Origin of the sequence: Bradyrhizobium sp. KB893862 SZCCT0404 (genome assembly GCF_018130885.1) — a bacterium.
In the GTDB taxonomy this organism is placed as follows: domain Bacteria; phylum Pseudomonadota; class Alphaproteobacteria; order Rhizobiales; family Xanthobacteraceae; genus Bradyrhizobium; species Bradyrhizobium stylosanthis.
On sequence record NZ_JAFCLT010000002.1, the window covers coordinates 921966 to 940687 of the forward strand.

The 18722-nt window shown below is 65.4% G+C and carries 15 protein-coding genes; 7 read left to right on the forward strand and 8 right to left on the reverse strand.

The annotated features are described in order from the left end of the window. The first annotated feature begins 20 nt into the window (after nucleotides 1-20). Together JQ617_RS13170 and JQ617_RS13175 are read left to right on the forward strand one after the other, a co-directional pair. The gene (locus JQ617_RS13170) at nucleotides 21-1214 is read left to right on the forward strand and encodes an efflux RND transporter periplasmic adaptor subunit (protein ID WP_212026659.1); all 1194 of its coding nucleotides are present in this window, start codon (nucleotides 21-23) and stop codon (nucleotides 1212-1214) included. 12 nt (nucleotides 1215-1226) lie between these two features. Then, nucleotides 1227-4385: an efflux RND transporter permease subunit gene (locus JQ617_RS13175; RefSeq protein ID WP_212026660.1), complete on the forward strand. Its 3159-nt coding sequence runs from the start codon at nucleotides 1227-1229 to the stop codon at nucleotides 4383-4385. A gap of 111 nt (nucleotides 4386-4496) precedes the next feature. On the opposite strand, the gene JQ617_RS13180 is transcribed toward JQ617_RS13175, so the two are convergent. Beyond that, entirely contained in the window at nucleotides 4497-6764 is a 2268-nt protein-coding gene (locus tag JQ617_RS13180) for a cation:proton antiporter domain-containing protein (RefSeq protein ID WP_212026661.1), read from the reverse strand. A gap of 472 nt (nucleotides 6765-7236) precedes the next feature. Continuing rightward, nucleotides 7237-8409: an MFS transporter gene (locus JQ617_RS13185; RefSeq protein ID WP_212026662.1), complete on the reverse strand. Its 1173-nt coding sequence runs from the start codon at nucleotides 8407-8409 to the stop codon at nucleotides 7237-7239. Between the two features lie 52 nt (nucleotides 8410-8461). Here JQ617_RS13185 and JQ617_RS13190 point away from each other — a divergent pair, with 52 nt between their 5' ends. Together JQ617_RS13190 and JQ617_RS13195 are read left to right on the forward strand one after the other, a co-directional pair. Further along, complete coding sequence (locus JQ617_RS13190) at nucleotides 8462-9286, forward strand: AraC family transcriptional regulator (protein ID WP_502754875.1); 825 nt, start codon at nucleotides 8462-8464, stop codon at nucleotides 9284-9286. A 551-nt stretch (nucleotides 9287-9837) separates the two neighbouring features. After that, nucleotides 9838-11190: a malonyl-CoA decarboxylase gene (locus JQ617_RS13195; protein ID WP_212026664.1), complete on the forward strand. Its 1353-nt coding sequence runs from the start codon at nucleotides 9838-9840 to the stop codon at nucleotides 11188-11190. 828 nt (nucleotides 11191-12018) lie between these two features. Here JQ617_RS13195 and JQ617_RS13200 read toward each other — a convergent pair. The 6 genes from JQ617_RS13200 to JQ617_RS13225 all read right to left on the reverse strand — a co-directional run bounded on the left by JQ617_RS13200 (nucleotide 12019) and on the right by JQ617_RS13225 (nucleotide 16559). Further along, the gene (locus JQ617_RS13200; RefSeq protein WP_212026665.1) at nucleotides 12019-12306 is read right to left on the reverse strand and encodes a GIY-YIG nuclease family protein; all 288 of its coding nucleotides are present in this window, start codon (nucleotides 12304-12306) and stop codon (nucleotides 12019-12021) included. A gap of 378 nt (nucleotides 12307-12684) precedes the next feature. After that, nucleotides 12685-13854 (reverse strand): D(-)-tartrate dehydratase, encoded by a 1170-nt coding sequence (gene tarD, locus JQ617_RS13205; protein WP_212026666.1) that lies wholly within the window; start codon nucleotides 13852-13854, stop codon nucleotides 12685-12687. Between the two features lie 103 nt (nucleotides 13855-13957). Further along, on the reverse strand, nucleotides 13958-14215 hold the full coding sequence (locus JQ617_RS13210; RefSeq protein WP_011089470.1) for a DUF3297 family protein: 258 nt from the start codon (nucleotides 14213-14215) through the stop codon (nucleotides 13958-13960). Then, entirely contained in the window at nucleotides 14212-14688 is a 477-nt protein-coding gene (locus JQ617_RS13215; protein ID WP_212026667.1) for a glutathione peroxidase, read from the reverse strand. The genes JQ617_RS13210 and JQ617_RS13215 overlap by 4 nt, the downstream gene beginning before the upstream one ends. Nucleotides 14689-14690: 2 nt before the next feature. Continuing rightward, nucleotides 14691-16091 carry an amidase family protein gene (locus JQ617_RS13220; protein WP_212026668.1) on the reverse strand — a complete coding sequence of 467 codons (1401 nt, stop codon included), beginning with the start codon at nucleotides 16089-16091 and terminating at the stop codon, nucleotides 14691-14693. 210 nt (nucleotides 16092-16301) lie between these two features. Then, a complete protein-coding gene (locus JQ617_RS13225; RefSeq protein WP_212026669.1) occupies nucleotides 16302-16559 on the reverse strand; it encodes a DUF6894 family protein in 258 nt (85 codons plus the stop codon). Nucleotides 16560-16808: 249 nt separating this feature from the next. On the opposite strand from JQ617_RS13225, the gene pqqA reads away from it, so the two are divergent. From pqqA to pqqC, 3 genes are all read left to right on the forward strand, one after another. After that, nucleotides 16809-16889 carry a pyrroloquinoline quinone precursor peptide PqqA gene (gene pqqA / locus JQ617_RS13230; protein WP_007595659.1) on the forward strand — a complete coding sequence of 27 codons (81 nt, stop codon included), beginning with the start codon at nucleotides 16809-16811 and terminating at the stop codon, nucleotides 16887-16889. A 119-nt stretch (nucleotides 16890-17008) separates the two neighbouring features. Further along, on the forward strand, nucleotides 17009-17938 hold the full coding sequence (gene pqqB, locus JQ617_RS13235; protein ID WP_212026670.1) for a pyrroloquinoline quinone biosynthesis protein PqqB: 930 nt from the start codon (nucleotides 17009-17011) through the stop codon (nucleotides 17936-17938). Between the two features lie 20 nt (nucleotides 17939-17958). Next, nucleotides 17959-18714, forward strand: a complete 756-nt coding sequence (pqqC, locus tag JQ617_RS13240) for a pyrroloquinoline-quinone synthase PqqC (RefSeq protein WP_249157071.1) — start codon at nucleotides 17959-17961, stop codon at nucleotides 18712-18714. The last annotated feature ends 8 nt before the right edge of the window (nucleotides 18715-18722 follow it).

Sequence of the window (18722 nt, forward strand, 5' to 3'; positions counted from 1 at the left end):
CAATCATCGGGGGCTTCCGAATGACTTCAGCGAATCCTGCATCTCCCGCACATCGCAATGGAGCGTGGAGACATGTCGGACGGACGCTCGCCGCCGCGACCGCGGTGATGGCGCTTGCCGGCTGCGAGGACAAGAACACCTTCGTGGCGCCGCCGCCGCCCAAGGTGGACGTGGCGACACCTGTGCAGCGGGCGGTGACGCGCTATGTCGAGGCCACCGGCAACACCGCGCCGATCAAGAATGTCGACCTCGTGGCGCGCGTGCAGGGCTTCCTGCAATCGATCGACTACCAGGACGGCACCTTCGTCAAGCAGGGCACCCAGCTCTTCACGATCGAGCCCGAGACCTACAAGCTCAAGCTCGAGCAGGCCCAGGCGGCCGAGGTCGGCGCGCAGGCCACGGTCAGGCAGGCCGAAGCCGATTACAAGCGGCAGGTCGAGCTGGTGCAGCGGCAGGCAGTCTCGCAGTCCACCCTGGACACCTCGACCTCGACCCGCGACAACGCGCAGGCCAATCTCCAGCAGGCGCAGGTCAATACGAGGCTCGCCGAGGTCAATTACGGCTACACCAAGGTGGCCGCGCCGTTCGACGGCATCGTCAGCGCGCATCTGGTGTCGGTCGGCGAGCTCGTCGGCGTCTCCTCTCCGACCCAGCTCGCGACCATCGTCGCGCTGGACCCGATCTGGGTGAACTTCACCGTCAACGAGCAGGACGTCCTTCGCATTCGCGCCGAGGCGGCCCGCCGCGGGCTGACCGTCGCCGACCTCAAACAATTGCCGGTCCAGGTGGGCCTCCAGACCGAGACTGGATATCCGCACGAAGGCCACCTCGACTATGTCTCGCCGACCCTCAACACATCGACGGGCACGCTCGCGGTGCGCGGCGTCATTCCCAACGACAAGCGAACGCTGCTGCCCGGCTATTTCGTCCGCGTCCGCGTGCCCTTCGACCAGGACAAGAGCGCCCTCCTCGTCCCCGACACCGCGCTCGGCAGCGATCAGGGCGGCCGCTATCTCCTCGTCGTCAATGCCGACAACGTCGTCGAGCAGCGCAAGGTGCAGATCGGCCCGACCGACAACGGCCTGCGCGTGATCGAAAGCGGCCTCAAGCCGGACGACCGCGTCGTGATCGCGGGGCTGCTGCGGGTGATCCCCGGGCAGAAGATCGACCCGCAGGTGACGAAGATCGAGCAGTCCCAGGCGTCTGCCAAGTAGGAGCCGCCGGCCATGATCTCAAAGTTCTTCATCGAGCGGCCGGTCCTCTCGAACGTCATCGCGCTCCTGATGATCCTGATCGGCGGCGTCGCGCTGTTCAACCTCGCGATCGCGCAATACCCCGACGTGGTGCCGCCGACGGTGCAGGTGACGACGCGCTATCCCGGCGCCAGCGCCAAGACCGTGATCGACACGGTTGCCCTACCGATCGAGCAGCAGGTCAACGGCGTCGAGGACATGCTCTACATGCAGTCCTACAGCGGCTCCGACGGCACCTACACGCTGACCGTCACCTTCAAGATCGGCACCGACCTGAACTTCGCGCAGGTGCTGGTGCAGAACCGCGTCTCCAGCGCGCTCTCGCAGCTGCCGCAGTCGGTGCAGAACCAGGGCGTCACCGTCCAGAAGAAATCGACCTCGATCCTGCTGTTCGTGACGCTGACCTCGCCGGACAAGAGGTACGACAGCCTTTACCTGAGCAACTACGCCACCATCAACATCCGCGACGAGCTCTCGCGCCTGCCCGGCGTCGGCAACGTCACGGTGTTCGGCGCCGGCCAGTATTCGATGCGGGTGTGGCTCGATCCGAGCAAGCTGCAGGCGCGCGGGCTCGTGCCGCAGGACGTCATCAACGCGATCCAGCAGCAGAGCCAGCAGGTCTCCGCCGGCCAGGTCGGCGCGCCGCCGACGCCACCGGGTCAGGCGTTCCAGTACACGCTCAACGTCAACGGACGGCTCGACGACACCGGCCAGTTCGAGAACATCATCGTCAAGACGGGGACCAGCGGCGACGTCACGCGGGTGCGCGACGTCGGCTGGGTCGAGCTCGGCGCGCAGACCTACAGCCAGATCTTCTCGCTCAACAAGCAGCCCGCCACCGGCATCGGCGTATTCCAGTCGCCCGGCGCCAACGCGCTGCAGGTCGAGCAGGCCGTCGAAAAGAAGATGGCGGAGCTCGCCAAGCGCTTCCCGGAAGGCATCAAATACGACACGCCGTTCGACACCACCAAATTCGTCGAGGCCTCGGTGCACGAGGTCTACATGACGCTGATCGAGGCCGGCCTGCTGGTGCTGGTCGTGATCCTGGTCTTCCTGCAGGACTGGCGCGCGATGCTGGTGCCGGCGACGACCGTGCCCGTCACCATCATCGGCGCCTTCGCCGCGATGGCGGCGCTCGGCTTCACCATCAACATGTCGACGCTGTTCGCGATCGTGCTCGCGATCGGCATCGTCGTCGACGACGCCATCGTCGTGGTCGAAGGCGCCGCGCACAATATCGAGCAGGGCATGAACGGCCACGACGCCGCGATCAGGGCGATGGACCAGCTGTTCGCGCCGATCGTCGGCATCACGCTGGTGCTGATCTCGGTGTTCCTGCCGGCCTCGTTCCTCGCCGGCCTCACGGGCCGCATCTATTCGCAATTCGCGCTGGTGATCGCGGCGACCGCGCTCTTGTCCGCCATCAACGCTGCGACGTTGAAGCCGACGCAATGCGCATTGTGGCTGCGGCCGACGGTGCCGCCGGAGCAGCGCAACTTCTTCTACCGCGGCTTCAACAACGTCTATAACCGGGTCGAGCGCGGCTATACGCGGCTGATCACCTTCCTGGTCAGGCACGCCACCGTGTCGGTCGCGATTGCGCTGGTGCTGATCGGGATCGGCGGCTACGGCCTGTCGCGGGTGCCGACCGGCTTCCTGCCGATCGAGGACCAGGGCTATCTGATCGCCGCGATCCAGCTTCCCGACGGCGCTGCGCTGGAGCGGACCCAGAAGGTGCTCGACCGCGCCAGCGAGATCATCAAGGACACGCCCGGCGTCCAGCAGGTCATCACCATCGCCGGCATCTCCGCGCTCGACAGCAGCGCGAGCCTTGCCAATGCCGGCGTCGCCTACATCATCCTGAAGGACTGGGACGCGCGCAAAGGACCCGGCGAGGATCTGCGCTCGCTGGTTTACGGCCTCAACGACAAGCTCGCCGTGATCATGGAGGCGCGCACCATCGTGCTGCCGCCGCCGCCGATCCAGGGCATCGGCAACGCCGCCGGCTTCTCGATGCAGGTCGAGCTGCGCGACGGCAACAGCGATTTCGCCAAGCTGCAGGCGATCACCGGGGCGATGGTCAGTAACGGCCAGAGCCAGAGCGCGCTGCAGCGCGTGCAGTCCTCGTTCCGCTCGTCGGTGCCGCAGTTCAACGTCGAGATCGACCGCATCAAGACCCAGACGCTGCACGTCACCACCGACCAGGTGTTCTCGGCGCTGTCGACCTATCTCGGCTCGTCCTATGTCAACCAGTTCAACAAGTTCGGCCGCGTGTTCCAGGTCTACACGCAAGCCGATCCCGCCTTCCGCGTCACCGAGCGCGACATTGCCAACATGCAGGTGCGCAACTCGAACGGCGACATGATCCCGATCGGCACCGTCGCCACCATCACGCCGGCCACCGGTCCGTCGCTGATCAGCCTCTATAACCTCTATCCATCCTCGACCATCATCGGCCTGCCGGCGCAGGGCTATTCGTCCGGCCAGTCGCTCAAGCTGATGGAGGAGATCGCGGACAAGACGCTGCCGCAGGGCACCGGCTACGAATGGACCGCGATGTCGTACCAGGAGAAGGCGGTCTCGAACCAGATCTACTGGGTGTTCGGGCTTGCCATGCTGCTGGTCTACCTCGTGCTCGCCGGCCAGTACGAGAGCTGGTACGCGCCGATCTCGGTGATCCTCGCGGTGCCGCTGTCGCTGATCGGGCCGATGTTGATCCTCAACGGCCTCAAGATCGACAACAACCTCTACTGCCAGATCGGCCTGATCCTGCTGATCGCGCTGTCGGCCAAGAACGCCATCCTGATCGTCGAGGTCGGGCTCGAGCTGCACAATCGCGACGGCAAGCCGGTGCTGGAGTCCGCCATCGAGGCGGCACGCGCGCGCTTCCGTCCGATCCTGATGACGTCGTTCGCCTTCATCCTCGGCGTGGTGCCGCTGGTGCTCGCGACCGGCGCCGGCGCCAGCGCGCGCAAGTCGATCGGCATCACGGTATTCTCGGGCATGCTCGCCTCGACCTGCCTCGCGGTGCTGTTCGTGCCGGCCTTCTTCGTGGTGGTGCAGCGCTTCGAGAACTGGCGCGCGTCGAAGAAGGCGCCGAAGGCACAAGCCGCCGCGGAGGTGAAGGGGTAAGGGATCGATGCCACGATCGTCATTGCGAGCGCAGCGAAGCAATCCAGTGTCTTTCCGCGGAGGGATTCTGGATTGCTTCGTCGCTGCGCTCCTCGCAATGACGGTGGAGCGCTAAGCCTGCTCCGCCGGAGCCTGGCGCGGCTCGCCGCTGGACACCAGCAGCACCGAGACCTTCGACTGCCTGAGCACGGCGTCGGCGACGCCGCCGAAGGAGAGATGCTCGCCCTGGATGCGGTCGACGCCCATGACGACGAGATCGACATCGGTGGTGTCGATCTCACGCAGGATGGCCGCCTCCGGCGCCCGGTTCACGCGCAGCGTCGTGGTGATGTCGACCTCGTAGCGGGCGGCGAGATCGCTGGCGTCCTTGAGGATGCCCGCCTCCTGGCTGAGGCCGCGGGATGTGCCGCGCTGGGCGCCCTTGTCCCGCGTCGTCGCCACATAGATCACCCGGAGCGAGCCTGACCCTCCCTGCGCAAGCGCCACCGCGACCTCGGCGCCGCGCTTGGAGACGCCGCTGCCGGAAACCGGAACGAGGATGTTGAGCGCATCGGGCACCGGCTGCTTCGCATGCCTGCCCTTGGCCGCGACGATCGCGAGCGGCCCTTCGAACGTCGCGGCAATGTCCTCGATCCTGCGGTCGAAGCGATCCTTGGTCGCGACGACCTTGTCGACGCCGACGACGAGGAGATCGAAGCCCTTGCGCGCCTCCTCGGTGATGGCCTCGCCGAGCTCGGCGCGCCGCGCCCGGGTGACGACGTCGACGCTGCCGGCATCGCCGTCGCCATTGGCGGAGACCGTCTCGGCGGCCTTTTTCACCACCGCCTCGTGGCTCGCCGCCTCGTCGCGGACCTTCTCCTGATCCTTCGCGCGCCTGCCGACATGCAGCACGGTGATCGGCAGGCCGCGCATGCCGGCGATCAGGCCCGCGATGTGGGCGGCGAAGGTGGCGTTGACGCTTTCGTCCACGGCCAGCAAGGGGCGCTCGAGATTGGCGACGAAGCCGCGCTTCTCGAACTCCTCCCGCTCCAGCCGTTCCTTCTCCTCCTTGTCCATCGGCAGCTTCGCCAGCGCCGCGCGCAGCATCGGCGGCATCGCCATCGTGGTCACGATCGCCATGGTGACGATCATCGTGAACAGGTTCTGGCTGAGCACGCCGATGGAGAGGCCGATGGTGGCGATGATCACCTCGGTCGAGCCGCGCGCATTCATCCCGCTCGCGAGCGCGAGCGACTCCCGCGTGCTCAGCCCGCCCAATGTGCCACCGGCGAAGGCGCCGCCGAACTTGCCGACGCTGGCAATCACGACGAGGAGGCCCGTGAGCATCAGGAGATCGGGATCGCGCAGCACCGAGAGATCGGCGGCAAGGCCGGCGAGGCCGAAGAACACCGGCATGAAGAAGCTGGAGATCAGGCCGCGCAGACGCTCGTCGATCTGCCGCGTCAGGATCGGGGACTCCCCGACCAGGATGCCGGCGACGAAAGCCCCGAGCACGGTGTGTACGCCGATCGCATGCGTGATCATGGCCATCGCGCACATCAGGAGCAGGATCACCGTGATGACCGCCGCGGCGCTGACGAGGTTGTCGTTGGCCCAGCGAATGAGCTGGAACACCAGCCGGCGGCCGATGGTGAAGCTGACGGCGAGAAAGGCGAGCGTGCCCAGCACAGCCTTCGCCACCGAGGCGATGTCGAGCGTGCCGTGCGATGCGAGACTGAAGATGACGGCGATGATGATCCAGCCGATGGTGTCGTCGATCACGGCCGTCGCGACGATGATCTGGCCGACATTGCGGCGCATGAAGTTCATCTCGCGAACGACGACGGCGACGATCTTCACCGAGGAGATCGACAGCGCCGTGCCCATGAACAGCGAGGCGACGAGGCGGGCTTGCGGGTTCGGCAGCAGCGCATCGGGCAGGAATTCGCCGAGTGCGAAGCCGCAGGCGAAGGGCACCAAAATGCCGGCGATCGAGATCGCCACGGCAGCCTTGCCGACCTTCCTGACCAGCTTGAGATCGGTCTCCATGCCGGTCAGCAACAGCAGCAGCAGGATGCCGACTTGCGCGATGCCGTCGATCATCGCCTTCTGCTCGGGCGTCTTCGGGAAGATCGCGGCTTGCGCCTCCGGCCAGATCCAGCCGAACAGCGACGGCCCGAGGATGATGCCCGCGAGCAGCTCGCCGATCACCGAGGGCTGGCCGATGCGCTGCATGAGCTCGCCGAGGCCGCGACCGACCGCGATCAGCAGGCCGATCTGGACAATCAGGAGAAATTCGGACGGGCTCGCCGACTTGCCGCCCTCGGCGCCGGCCGCGATGGTGGTGAGCACAAGCGCCGCGGGGACGAGGCCGACCGGCCGGAGCAGGCTCCACTGCATGCAGGTGTCTTTTCCCCGTTCGCCGCCCGGCAAGGTTGCCAGGACCACAGGGACAGAACCCGCGGGACGCGGGGCCGGTTCCCTGCCCGTTCCGGAGGGATTTCAACCGGCGAGATAAAAGTGCGAAAACAACCCCATGCACAGTAGAGGTGGTGTTGAAAAGGCTGGGGCAATTTCGGCCTTGCCGAAACGCGTTGCGGCGTCGGGCAAAACAGGGGCATGATGGCATGGTGGGGGACGTGGGCGACGGGTCGCGGCGTCCGCGGCCCTCACCGCATTTCCGTCATTGCGAGCGCAGCGAAGCAATCCAGAATCTCTCTGCGGGAGGATTCTGGATTGCTTCGTCGCTACGCTCCTCGCAATGACGATGTGGCAAGAGCCGGGGCCCATGCATCACGGGAGTTCGCGCCCTCTGGGTCCCGGCTCTGCGCAGCAACGCTGACGCGTTGCAGCGCGTCCGGGACACGAGGCTTCACACCGCCTGCGGCGACCGGATCTCGCGGGGCAGGATGATCGCCGCGACGATGGCGAGCAGGCAGAGCGCGGCGAAGGCATGCAGCATGGTGACGAAGCCGCCCTGCTCGTAGAGCCAGGCCACGAGGCCGACGGACGCGCCGGCGGCGGTGAAGCCGATGAAATAGCGCACCGCATAGGCGCGCGAGCGCCACTCCTCGCTGGTGTATTTGCCGACCATGGCGTCATTGACCGTGACCTGCCCGAACGCGCCCATGACGATGCCGATCGAGACCAGGATCAGCGGCAGGTTTTCCAGGCTGGCCGCGAGATAGAGGAACGGCGCCAGCATGAAGGACAGCGGCAGCGCCACGGTCTTCAGCGAGTAGCGGTCGAGCAAGCGGCCGATCGTATACTGCGTCATCGCGCCGAACACGTAGACGCAGGCCGCGATGACGCCTAACAGCGCCGGGCTCTTGGTGAGGTCGGCGAGCCGCTCGGCGAACAGCTTCGGCAGCGCCACGGTGACGGCGTTGAAGGTCGTGGAGATCGCGATCACCACGATCAGCAGCGACAGGATCACGCGCCACATGTCCTGCTTGGCCACGCGTGCCTGCGCCGCGGCCTGCTTCGAACCCTTGCGGTCCTCGTGCACGACCATCATCGCGAACACGATGCCGATCAGGACGGTGACGATTCCGGGAACGATGAAGGCGAAGCGCCACCCGAGATATTGGCCGATCACCCCCGTCACCAGCGCCGAGGAGGCAACGCCGAGATTGCCCCAGACCCCGTTGATGCCCATCTCCCGGCCGAGACGGTCGGCATAGGACACGATCATGGCGGTGCCGACGGGATGGTAGATCGAAGCGAAAATGCCGATGGCGAGCAGCGCCGCGCCGAGCTGCACGGGCGTCTGCACAAAGCCGACCGAGATCATGGAGAGGCCGATGCCGACGAAGAAGATCAGCATCATGTGGCGGCGGCTCCAGCGGTCGCCGAGCCAGCCGGTGAGCAGCGAGCCGGCGCCGAAGGCGATGAAGCCGGGGGTCGCGTAGGGCAGCAGCTCCGAATAGGCCATGCCGAGCGCCGGCCCCATGATGATCACGGCGGCGGCAAAGATCAGCATCGAATAATGGTCGATGAAATGGCCTGCATTGACGAAACTGATAACCCGGCTGGGGCTGTTCATTCCCGAATCCTCTCCTGCTCCGAAATGAGTTATATGTCCTCCCCATGACGGGATGCCGCCAATGACTGTCTTCGAAACGCCAAACTTGGAAACGCCAATCCTGCGGGAGGTCCGCAGCAACCACCGCTCGCCCGCGGGCGTGCACCTGGTCGCCCGCGACTATCCCAAGGGCATGCGGATCGATCCGCACCTGCACCGCGAAGCCCAGCTGATCTACGCGGCCAAGGGCACCATGCAGGTGACGACGCCCGAGGGACGCTGGCTGGTGCCGCCGGACCGGGCCGTCTGGGTGCCGGCCGGCCTGGAGCACGCCATCGACCTGCTCGCCGACATCGAGATGCGCACGCTGTATTTCGACCTCGCCTGGCTCAAGCGGGAAAAGCGGTACCAGGGATTGACCCGGGAGTTCGTGGTGCGGGTCTCGCCCCTGCTCAACCAGGCGATCCTCGCGCTGTTCGACACGCGCAACACCGAAGAACGCACCGAGCTGCTGGTGCGCCTGGTGATGCTGGAACTGAACCAGGCCGAGGATTCCGCGACCTTCGTGCCGCTGCCGCGCGAGCCGCGCTGCCGCCGCGCCGCGATGATCGTGCTCGACGACCCCACCGGGCTGCACGACATCGATACCCTGGCGCGCGAGGTCGGAACCTCGGCGCGTACGCTGTCGCGGCTGTTTTCGAGCGAGACGCAATTGAGCTTCAAGAGCTGGTGCCAGCGCGCGCGCATTGCGGCCGCGATCCAGCGGCTGTCCACCGATGCGAGCGTATCGGTGAAACAGCTGGCGACGCAGCTGGGTTACGCCAGCGTGCCGGCGTTCTCGGCCGCGTTCCGCCAGGTCACGGGGCGGACGCCGACGGAGTTTGCCGGGAAGGGGTGAGCACAACCGCCCAATCCCGTCATTGCGAGGAGCTCTTGCGACGAAGCAATCAGACTGTCTCCGCGGAACGACTCTGGATTGCTTCGCTGCGCTCGCAATGACGGCGGGTGGGTAGGCAGCCTCGTCCTCCAAATGCACAGAACCGTAGGGTGGGCAAAGCGACTTGTCGGCCGTAGCTCGAAGAGCGAAGGCGGAAGCGTGCCCACGTCTTTTTCGCTATTGGCGAGATATCGTGGGCACGGCGCAAGTGCGCCTTTGCCCACCCTACGGCAGCTCGCCAGCCTCACCCTCGGTGTCATCGCCCGCGAAGGCGGGCGACCCAGTATTCCAGAGGCAGCAGTGATTGAACCGTGAGGTCGCGGCCTACTGGATGCCCCGGTCGAGCCGGGGCATGACGGCGTGGCCGTGCGACTGCCTTCGCGCGTCATGCCGCCATTCTCCAAACGCACGGCCCGACTAAAGATGCCGCATTCACCTGCTTGATTGTGATCGGCTTCCACCTAAATCCCGTGTAAGCTTCCGCATCGCACAAACCTGAGACGAAAGCCCAGATGGCCAACGCCTTCTTCTCCGACCTGCTCGCCACGATCTCCGAGCGCGGCCGCACGCTGCTTCGGCGCGGCGACGGCTCCGACACCAGGCAGGACGCCGACGGGCTGGTCGAGCTTTGCAACGCCCTGCTGTCGGGCCGGGGCGAAGCCTCCGGCACGGCGATGGCGCGCGAGGTGCTGGATCTCTATCAGGATCTGGATGCGGCGGGACGCCGCGCTTTTTTCGAGGCGCTGGTGCGCGATTTCGGACCGGACCGGGAACGCCTGTCCACGGCGATCGAGAAATGGCGCGCCAAGCCGACGGACGAGGACGCAAGCTCACTGCATTTCGCCTCGGAGCCGCGGCGGCAGGAGCTGATTCGCCGCCTCAACCGGGCGCCCGGCGGCACCGGCGATCTCGTCGCCATGCGCGCCGACCTGCTCGGCATGATGAACGGGCATACCGATCTCGCCGCGCTCGATCGCGACGTCTCGCATCTTCTCTCGTCGTGGTTCAACAGGGGGTTTCTCGTGCTGCGCCGGATTGACTGGTCGACCCCGGCCAACATCCTCGAAAAGATCATCCGCTACGAAGCCGTGCACGAGATCTCCGACTGGGACGATCTGCGCCGCCGCATCGACCCCGTGGACCGCCGCTGCTACGCCTTCTTCCATCCGGCGATGGTGGACGAGCCCTTGATCTTCGTCGAGGTCGCGTTGACCGAGACCATCCCGGGCGCGATTGCGCCGCTGCTCGCTGTTGATCGCCAGCATCTTCCGATCGAGAAGGCGCGCACCGCCGTTTTTTATTCGATCTCGAATACCCAACGTGGCCTCGGCGGCATCTCCTTCGGCAGCTTCCTGATCAAGCAGGTGGTGGAGGAGCTGCGCCGCGAGACACCCAAGCTCGACACCTTCGTGACGCTGTCGCCGGTGCCCGGCTTCATGCAATGGGTGAAGCAGGACAAGGACCTGCCGCTGTCGGACGAGGACCGCGAGGTGCTGAAGCGCCTCGACGATGCCAAATGGTTCGAGAGCCCGGAGACGACCGCGCTGCTCCGCGGCGTGCTGGAGCCGCTGGCCGCGCATTATTTCCTGAAGGCGCGCACGCCCAAGGGGCGGCTGATCGACTCCGTCGCCCGCTTCCATCTCGGCAACGGCGCGCGCCTGGAGCGCATCAACTGGCTCGGCGACCTCTCGCCGAAAGGCGTGCGCGAGTCCGCCGGCGTGATGGTGAACTACCTCTACCGCCTCGATGATATCGAGAAGAACCACGAGGCCTACGCCAACGACGGCGAGGTCGTGGCGTCCAGCGCGGTGAAGAAGCTGCTCAAGGGCGAAGGACGACGGCTGCTGGATATGCGGCTGTCGTAGGTGGCGGACGCTCTCTCGTCGTCATTGCGAGGAGCGAGGCGACGAAGCAATCCAGAGTCCCTCCGTGGGGACAAGTCTGGATTGCTTCGCTGCGCTCGCAATGACGGAGGGTGGGACGGCGGCTCGTGCAAGTCCAGCGACCCGCCCGCAGCAGCAAAGCGCTCGCCGACGATCCCGCTCCCTCCTCCGTCATTGCGAGGAGCGCAGCGACGAAGCAATCCAGACTGCCTCCGCGGAAAGATTCTGGATTGCTTCGCTGCGCCCGCAATGACGGAGGGTGGGACGGCGGCTCGTGCAAGTCCAGCGATCCGCCCCGCAGCAGGCAAAGCGCTCGCCGACGATCCCGCTCCCTCCTCCGTCATTGCGAGGAGCTCTTGCGACGAAGCAATCCAGACTGCCTCCGCGGAAAGATTCTGGATTGCTTCGCTACGCTCGCAATGACGGAGGGTGTGGTGGCGGCTCATGCAAGTCCAGCGATCCGGCCCGCAGCAGGCAAAGCGCTCGCCGACGGTCCCGCTCCCTCCTCCGTCATTGCGAGGAGTTCTTGCGACGAAGCAATCCAGACTGCCTCCGCGGAAAGATTCTGGATTGCTTCGCTACGCTCGCAATGACGGAGGGTGTGGTGGCGGCTCATGCAAGTCCAGCGATCCGGCCCGCAGCAGGCAAAGCGCTCGCCGACGATCCCGCTCCCTCCTCCGTCATTGCGAGGAGCGCAGCGACGAAGCAATCCAGAGTCCCTCCGTGGGGGCAAGTCTGGATTGCTTCGCTACGCTCGCAATGACGGGGTGTGTTGCGGCGTCTCGCCTAGAGCTACCACTCTCCCAACAATCAGATCAGCGTCTCGTACAAATCCGTCCAGTTCGGATTGGCACCTTCGATCAGAGCGAGCTTCTTGGCCCGACTACCGCCCTTGATCTGCTTCTCGCGCGCGATCGCGTCGGTCATCGTCGCGTGGAGTTCGTACCAGACGAGAAGCCTGCAGCTGTACTTCGAGGAGAAGCCCTTGACCAGGCCTTCGTGGTGCTCGAACGCACGGCGCGGTGGATTCGATGTAACGCCGACGTAGATCGTCCCGTTGCGGCGATTAGCGAACATGTAGACGCAGGGCTGCTTCATGATTGCGCTCGATCGACGAGAGTTATCACGATAACACAACCGAGCGCCGATTACGAGCAATGCTTGCGATAAGAGTGATAAAAAGCGCAAGTCGTCGCCACGTTGTCATTGCGAGGAGCGCAGCGACGAAGCAATCCAGACTGTCTCCGTGGAGAGATTCTGGATTGCTTCGCTACGCTCGCAATGACGGGGTGTGTGCAAATGCCAGAGACAATCACCGGCTGCTGTCTACGAGGAATGTACCGCTGCCCCATCCACCGTCATTGCGAGGAGCGCAGCGACGAAGCAATCCAGGCTGTCTCCGTGGAAAGATTCTGGATTGCTTCGCTGTGCTCGCAATGGCGGAGAGGTGGCGCGGCCGTCGTGTTCAGTGCCGCCCTACTCCGCCAGCGCCTTCATCTCCTTGTAGAGATCGGACTTGCCCTCGAAGCCGATGCCCGGGAGATCCGGCATGGTGATGTGACCGTTCTCGACGCGGACGCCGTCGGGGAAGCCGCCATAGGGCTGGAACAGGTCGGGGTAGCTCTCGTTGCCGCCGAGGCCGAGGCCGGCGGCGATGTTGAGCGACATCTGGTGGCCGCCATGCGGGATGCAGCGGCTGGGCGACCAGCCATGGGTTTTCAGGACTTCGAGCGTGCGCTGGTATTCGCACAGGCCGTAGGACAGCGCGCAGTCGAATTGCAGCCAGTCGCGGTCGGGGCGCATGCCGCCGTAGCGGATGAGGTTGCGGGCGTCCTGATGGCTGAACAGGTTTTCACCCGTGGCCATCGGACCGGGATAGAATTCGGCGAGAGCGGCCTGCAGCGCGTAATCGAGGGGATCGCCGACCTCCTCGTACCAGAACAAGGGATAGTCGCGCAGCATCTTGGCGTAGGCGATACCGGTCTCGAGATTGAAGCGGCCGTTGGCGTCGACGGCGAGCTGCGCGTCCTTGCCGATCTCCTTCAGCACCGCCTCGATGCGGGTGCGATCTTCGTCGATGTCGGCGCCGCCGATCTTCATCTTCACGACGTTGTAGCCGCGGTCGAGATAGCCGCGCATTTCGCCGCGCAGCATCGAGAGATCCTTGCCGGGATAGTAATAGCCGCCGGCGGCGTAGACGAAGACGCGCGGATTGGCCTTGACGCCGTGACGCTCGGCAAGCAGGCGGAACAGCGGCTTGCCCGCGATCTTCGCCACCGCGTCCCACACCGCCATGTCGATGGTGCCGACCGCGACCGAACGCTCGCCATGGCCGCCGGGCTTCTCGTTGGTCATCATCGCGGCCCAGACCTTGTCGGGGTCGAGATTGTCACCGGCGCTATTGAGCAGCGACTTCGGATCGGCCTCCGTGATGCGCGAGGCGAAGCGCTCGCGGATCAGGCCGCCCTGGCCGTAGCGGCCGTTGGAGTTGAAGCCGTAGCCGACGACGCGCTTGCCGTCGCGCACCACGTCGGTGACGACGGCAACGAGGCTGGTCGTCATCTTGGTGAAGTCGATATAGGCGTTGCGGATCGGGGATGAGATCGGCTTGGTGATCTCGCGGACGTCGACGATGCGGACGGACATGGGGGCCTCTCTCTTGGCGTCATTCCGGGATGGTCCGAAGGACCAGACCCGGAATCTCGAGATTCCGGGTTCGCGCTATCGCGCGCCCCGGAATGACGGTGGTCTACTTCTTATCCCGGAAGTACGGCTCGACCGGACCGTGCACCTTGATGGTCAGCGGGTTGCCGTGGCGGTCCTTGGCGTTGCCGGCGGTGACGCGGACCCAGCCTTCGCTGATGCAGTACTCCTCGACATTGGTCTTCTCGATGCCCTTGAAGCGGATGCCGACGTCGCGCGCCAGGATGTCCGCGTTGTAATAGGGGCTGTTCGGATCGACCGACAGGCGGTCCGGAAATTCGTCGCTCATGATTGTCTCGCTCATAACAGGGTCTCGATTTGATTTCGCAGTCCTTCCGGCCTTGCGGTCGGCGCGTAGCGCGCGATCACCTTGCCGGCACGGTCCACCAGGAATTTGGTGAAATTCCATTTGATGGAGGCCCCTAACAGGCCGGATTGCTGACGTTTCAGGTACTCATACAAGGGGTGCGCGTTGGCGCCGTTGACGTCGATCTTGGCGAACAGCGGAAAGGTGACGTCGTAATTGGTCGAGCAGAACGCCTGGATCTCGCCCGCCTGCCCCGGCTCCTGCGCGCCGAACTGGTTGCAGGGAAAGCCGAGCACCGCGAAGCCGCGCGGCGACAGGTCGCGATAGAGATCCTCGAGCCCGCGATATTGCGGCGTGAAGCCGCATTTGCTCGCGGTGTTGACGATCAGCAGCACCTGCCCCTCGAAACGGCGCATGGTCACCTCCTCGCCGAGAAGCGAGTTGGCCTTGAAGTCGTAGAAATCAGTCATCGCTAACCCACGGGGTCGATTGGCGAAGGCGGCACGCCGCCGGCCTCGATCGCCTCGCCGGCGAGCAGGCAGAGGTCCTCGCGATAGCGGCCGGAGACGACGTGCACGCCGACCGGCGCCTTGCCGACGAGGCCGGTCGAGACCACGAGGCCCGGCAGGCCCATGAAGGGCGTGGCGATCTGCGGCATCTGCGCTTCCCAGACACGCTCGAAGGACTCCGCGTCCTTGCGGTCGAGATGATCGGGGAACGGCAGCTCGCCGGAGACCGGCGTCAGCACCACGGCGTATTTTTCGAAGAACACCATCCAGTCGCGTGTGAACGTGGCACGGCGGGTCAGCGCCTGCGCGTAGTTCGCCTGGTCCATCGGCGTGACCTTGGCGCGGTTGCCGCGCAGGCACGCCAGCGCGCCGGGATCGCCTTCGCGCTCGGCCATCTCGAGCTGCGCCTCGTAGGCATCGCCGAGCCAGAGCTTGCGCTGCCACTCGACCGCCTCGCGCATCGGCGGGGTGTTCTCGATGATCTCGACGGTCCAGCCGGCGCGCTCCAGGCGCTTGCCGGCGTCGGTCACGGCGGCCTTCACCTCGGGCTTGGTCGCAAGGCCGTCCGGGTTGAGGCAGAGCGCGGCGCGCTTCTCGCGCGCGGGGCCTTCGAGCGGGGCCGGGACATACCAGGGATCGCGGATGTCGCGGGCCGACATCGCGGCAAGCGAGATGCGCAAATCGTTGATGGTCCGCGCCAGCGGGCCCGAGACCGCCATGATCTGCGGCCCGATCGGGCGCTCCGGCAGCGCCGGGTTGAAGGCGGGAATGCGGCCCAAGGTCGGACGCAGGCCGTGCACGCCGCAGGCATAGGCGGGATAGCGGATCGAGCCGGCGATGTCGGTGCCGTGGGCGATATGGCCGATGCCGGCGGCGACCGCTGAGCCGGCGCCGCCGGAGGACCCGCCGGGGGTCAGCGAGGCATCGCGCGGGTTCTTGGTGTCGCCATGGACGAGGTTGGTGGTGAACCAGCGGTAGGAGAAGGCCGGGCAATTGGTGCGGCCGAGCAGGACGGCGCCGGCCTTGCGGAAATTGGCGACGACCGGATTGTCCTCGCGCGCGATCAGGTCGCGCTGCAGCTTGAGGCCGTTGGTGGTGGCAAAGCCTTCCTGGTCGACATTGGCCTTGATGGTGACGGGGACGCCGGCCAGCACGCCGGGGTCCTCGCCCCTGGCAATGGCGGCATCGACCGCATCGGCCTGCTTGAGCACGTCCTCCGGCCGGTGGTCGATCACGGCGTTGAGCGCGGGATTGACGGCATCCAGGCGGGCAAGGCCGGCCTTGGCAGCCTCCCGGGCCGACACTTTCTTGGACCTGACGAGGGTGGCGAGGTCGGCGGCCGACAGGCGCCAGAGATCTTGCATGGCTTGCTCCGTGTGACCGGCGTCTTTTAGCGCCGGGAACGCGGCAAAGCCATGCGGATTTCGCAGGGGCGAAGGGCGGCGGAGGCTCGGATTGCCGCATCTTTCGTCATTGCGAGCGAAGCGAAGCAATCCAGAATCCCTCGTCCGAGGCGGTCTGGATTGCTTCGTCGCAAGGGCTCCTCGCAATGACGGGGATGGAGCGGTGGCCCTCTAATGCCGCGTCGCCGACTGGTCCGGCATGTCCAGCAGCGCCTCGGTGAAGGGAAACTCGAGCACGATCTCGCCTTCGGCGTCGGTGACCTCGATGACGGCCTCGAGCAGCGCCGGCTGGGTCCCCTCCGATTTCAGGACCTCCAGGATCATCTGGCGGGCGACCTCCCAGGCGCGATCGGGATTGCGCAGATCCTCGCCGTCGGGATCCACGATCAGTTCGTCACCGATCCGGGTGTTGAAGAAGTATTTGGGCATGATCGAGATCCAATTGGGCCGCCTGTACCGGATTGAAAGCTGCACTGCACTCACAACTGCTTTATCAGGACAGGGTTCGCGACCGAATGCGCCCAGCGCAAGGCAGCGCCCTCACAAGTGATGTTCCCGCGGCCATTTTCGCGGCGCAACATGGACCTTCTCGGGAAAATTTCACTGGCGAACTTTTCCGCCCGCATTACTTTAATCCCCGGGCGGACACGTCCGAATTCGCGAATATGGAGAGCCAAAATGGCCTGGAAAGCCCCGAAGATCGTCGAAGTGCCCTGCGGCATGGAAATCAACATGTATGTGAGCGCCACCCGCAAATAAGCGGTTGGCGAGTTTTGCGTTCTGCGCAGGTGGATCTTGCGGTCACGATTGGTTTCCGGACGAAGGAAGCCGTGTCGGCCTGAGATTCACCTCGCGACGTTGCCTCCAGGAGACGTAACATGCTTCGCGTCGTCGTCCTGGGCGCCGGGGCCGGCGGCGGGGTGCCGCAATGGAATTGCGGCTGCGAGGGTTGCCGCGCGGCCCGCAGCTATGGACACGAGCTCCACCGGACCCAGGCCTCGGTTGCCTTCAGCGGCGACGGCGAGCACTGGTTCCTGATCAACGCCTCTCCCGATCTCCGTCAGCAATTGAACGCCACGCCGCAGCTGCATCCGAAGGCGGGCGCGCTGCGCCATACGCCGGTCGCCGGCGTGATCCTGACCAATGGCGAGGTCGATGCGGTGGCCGGCCTGCTGTCGATGCGCGAGGGCTCGCCCTTCACGGTCTATGCGCATGAGAAGGTGCTGGCGATCCTGAAGAGCAACAGCATCTTCAACGTGCTGAACGAGAAGAACGTCAAGCGCCAGCCGATCGGCATTGGCGAACCGTTCGAGCCGCGACTGCCCGACGGTGCGCGGTCAGGACTTGAGGTGCTGCCCTTCGCGGTGCCAGGCAAGTCGGCCTGGTACCTCGAAGGCAAGGCGCATCCGGGCGGCGAGACCGGCGACGGCGACACGCTCGGCCTGAAGGTTACCGACAAGTCGACCGGCAAATGCTTCTACTTCATCGCCGCCTGCGCCGAGGTCACCGACGCGCTCAAGGCCGAGATCGACGGCGCCGCGCTGGTGTTCTTCGACGGCACGGTGTGGCAGGACGACGAGATGATCAAGGCCGGGCTCGGCCACAAGACCGGCAAGAGCATGGGCCATGTCGCGATGTCCGGTCACGACGGCGCGATCGCGCGGCTCGCCGACCTCGCACTCGACAGGAAGATATTTCTGCATATCAATAACTCGAATCCGGCGCTGCTGCCTGACTCGCCCGAGCGCAAGACTGCCGAACAGGCGGGCTGGCAGATACCCGCTGACGGAACGGAGATCGTGTTGTGAATGCCGCGTCAATGACTGGAATGACCGCGCTCTCGATCGGCAAGGACATCAGGCTGAATTCGGCCGACGAGCTCGAGGCGGCGCTGCGCCATATCGGGGCGACGCGCTATCACAGCCTGCATCCGTTCCATAAGCTGCTGCACGGCGGCAAGCTCAACAAGGGCCAGGTGCAGGCCTGGGCGCTCAACCGCTACTATTACCAGAGCACGATCCCGATCAAGGACGCGGTGGTGATCTCGCGCTTCCGCGACCGCGCCACGCGCCTGGAATGGCGCCACCGCATCGAGGACCATGACGGCGACGTCGGCAGTGAGGGCGGCATCGAGCGCTGGCTCAAGCTGACCGAAGGCCTCGGGCTCGACACGGCTTACGTGGAATCGACCGAAGGCATCCTGCCGGCGACGCGCTTCGCGGTGGAGGCCTATGTCCATTACTGCCGCGAGAAGAGCCCGCTGGAGGCGATCGCCTCCTCGCTCACCGAGCTGTTCGCGCCGAACCTGCATGAAGAGCGCATCTCCGGCATGCTGGAGCACTACGACTTCGTCAATCCTGATATCATGAGCTACTTCAAGCGGCGCCTGGCGCAGGCCCCGCGCGATGCCGGCTTTGCGCTCGACTATGTCAAGGCGCACGCGACGACGCCGGAACAACGCGCGCAGGTCTGCAACGCGCTGATCTTCAAGACCAACGTGCTGTGGGTGCAACTCGATGCGCTCCAGCACGCCTATGTCGAGGGCCACATTCCGCCGGGCGCGTTCGTGCCCAAAGCGAGCTGAGGACAAGA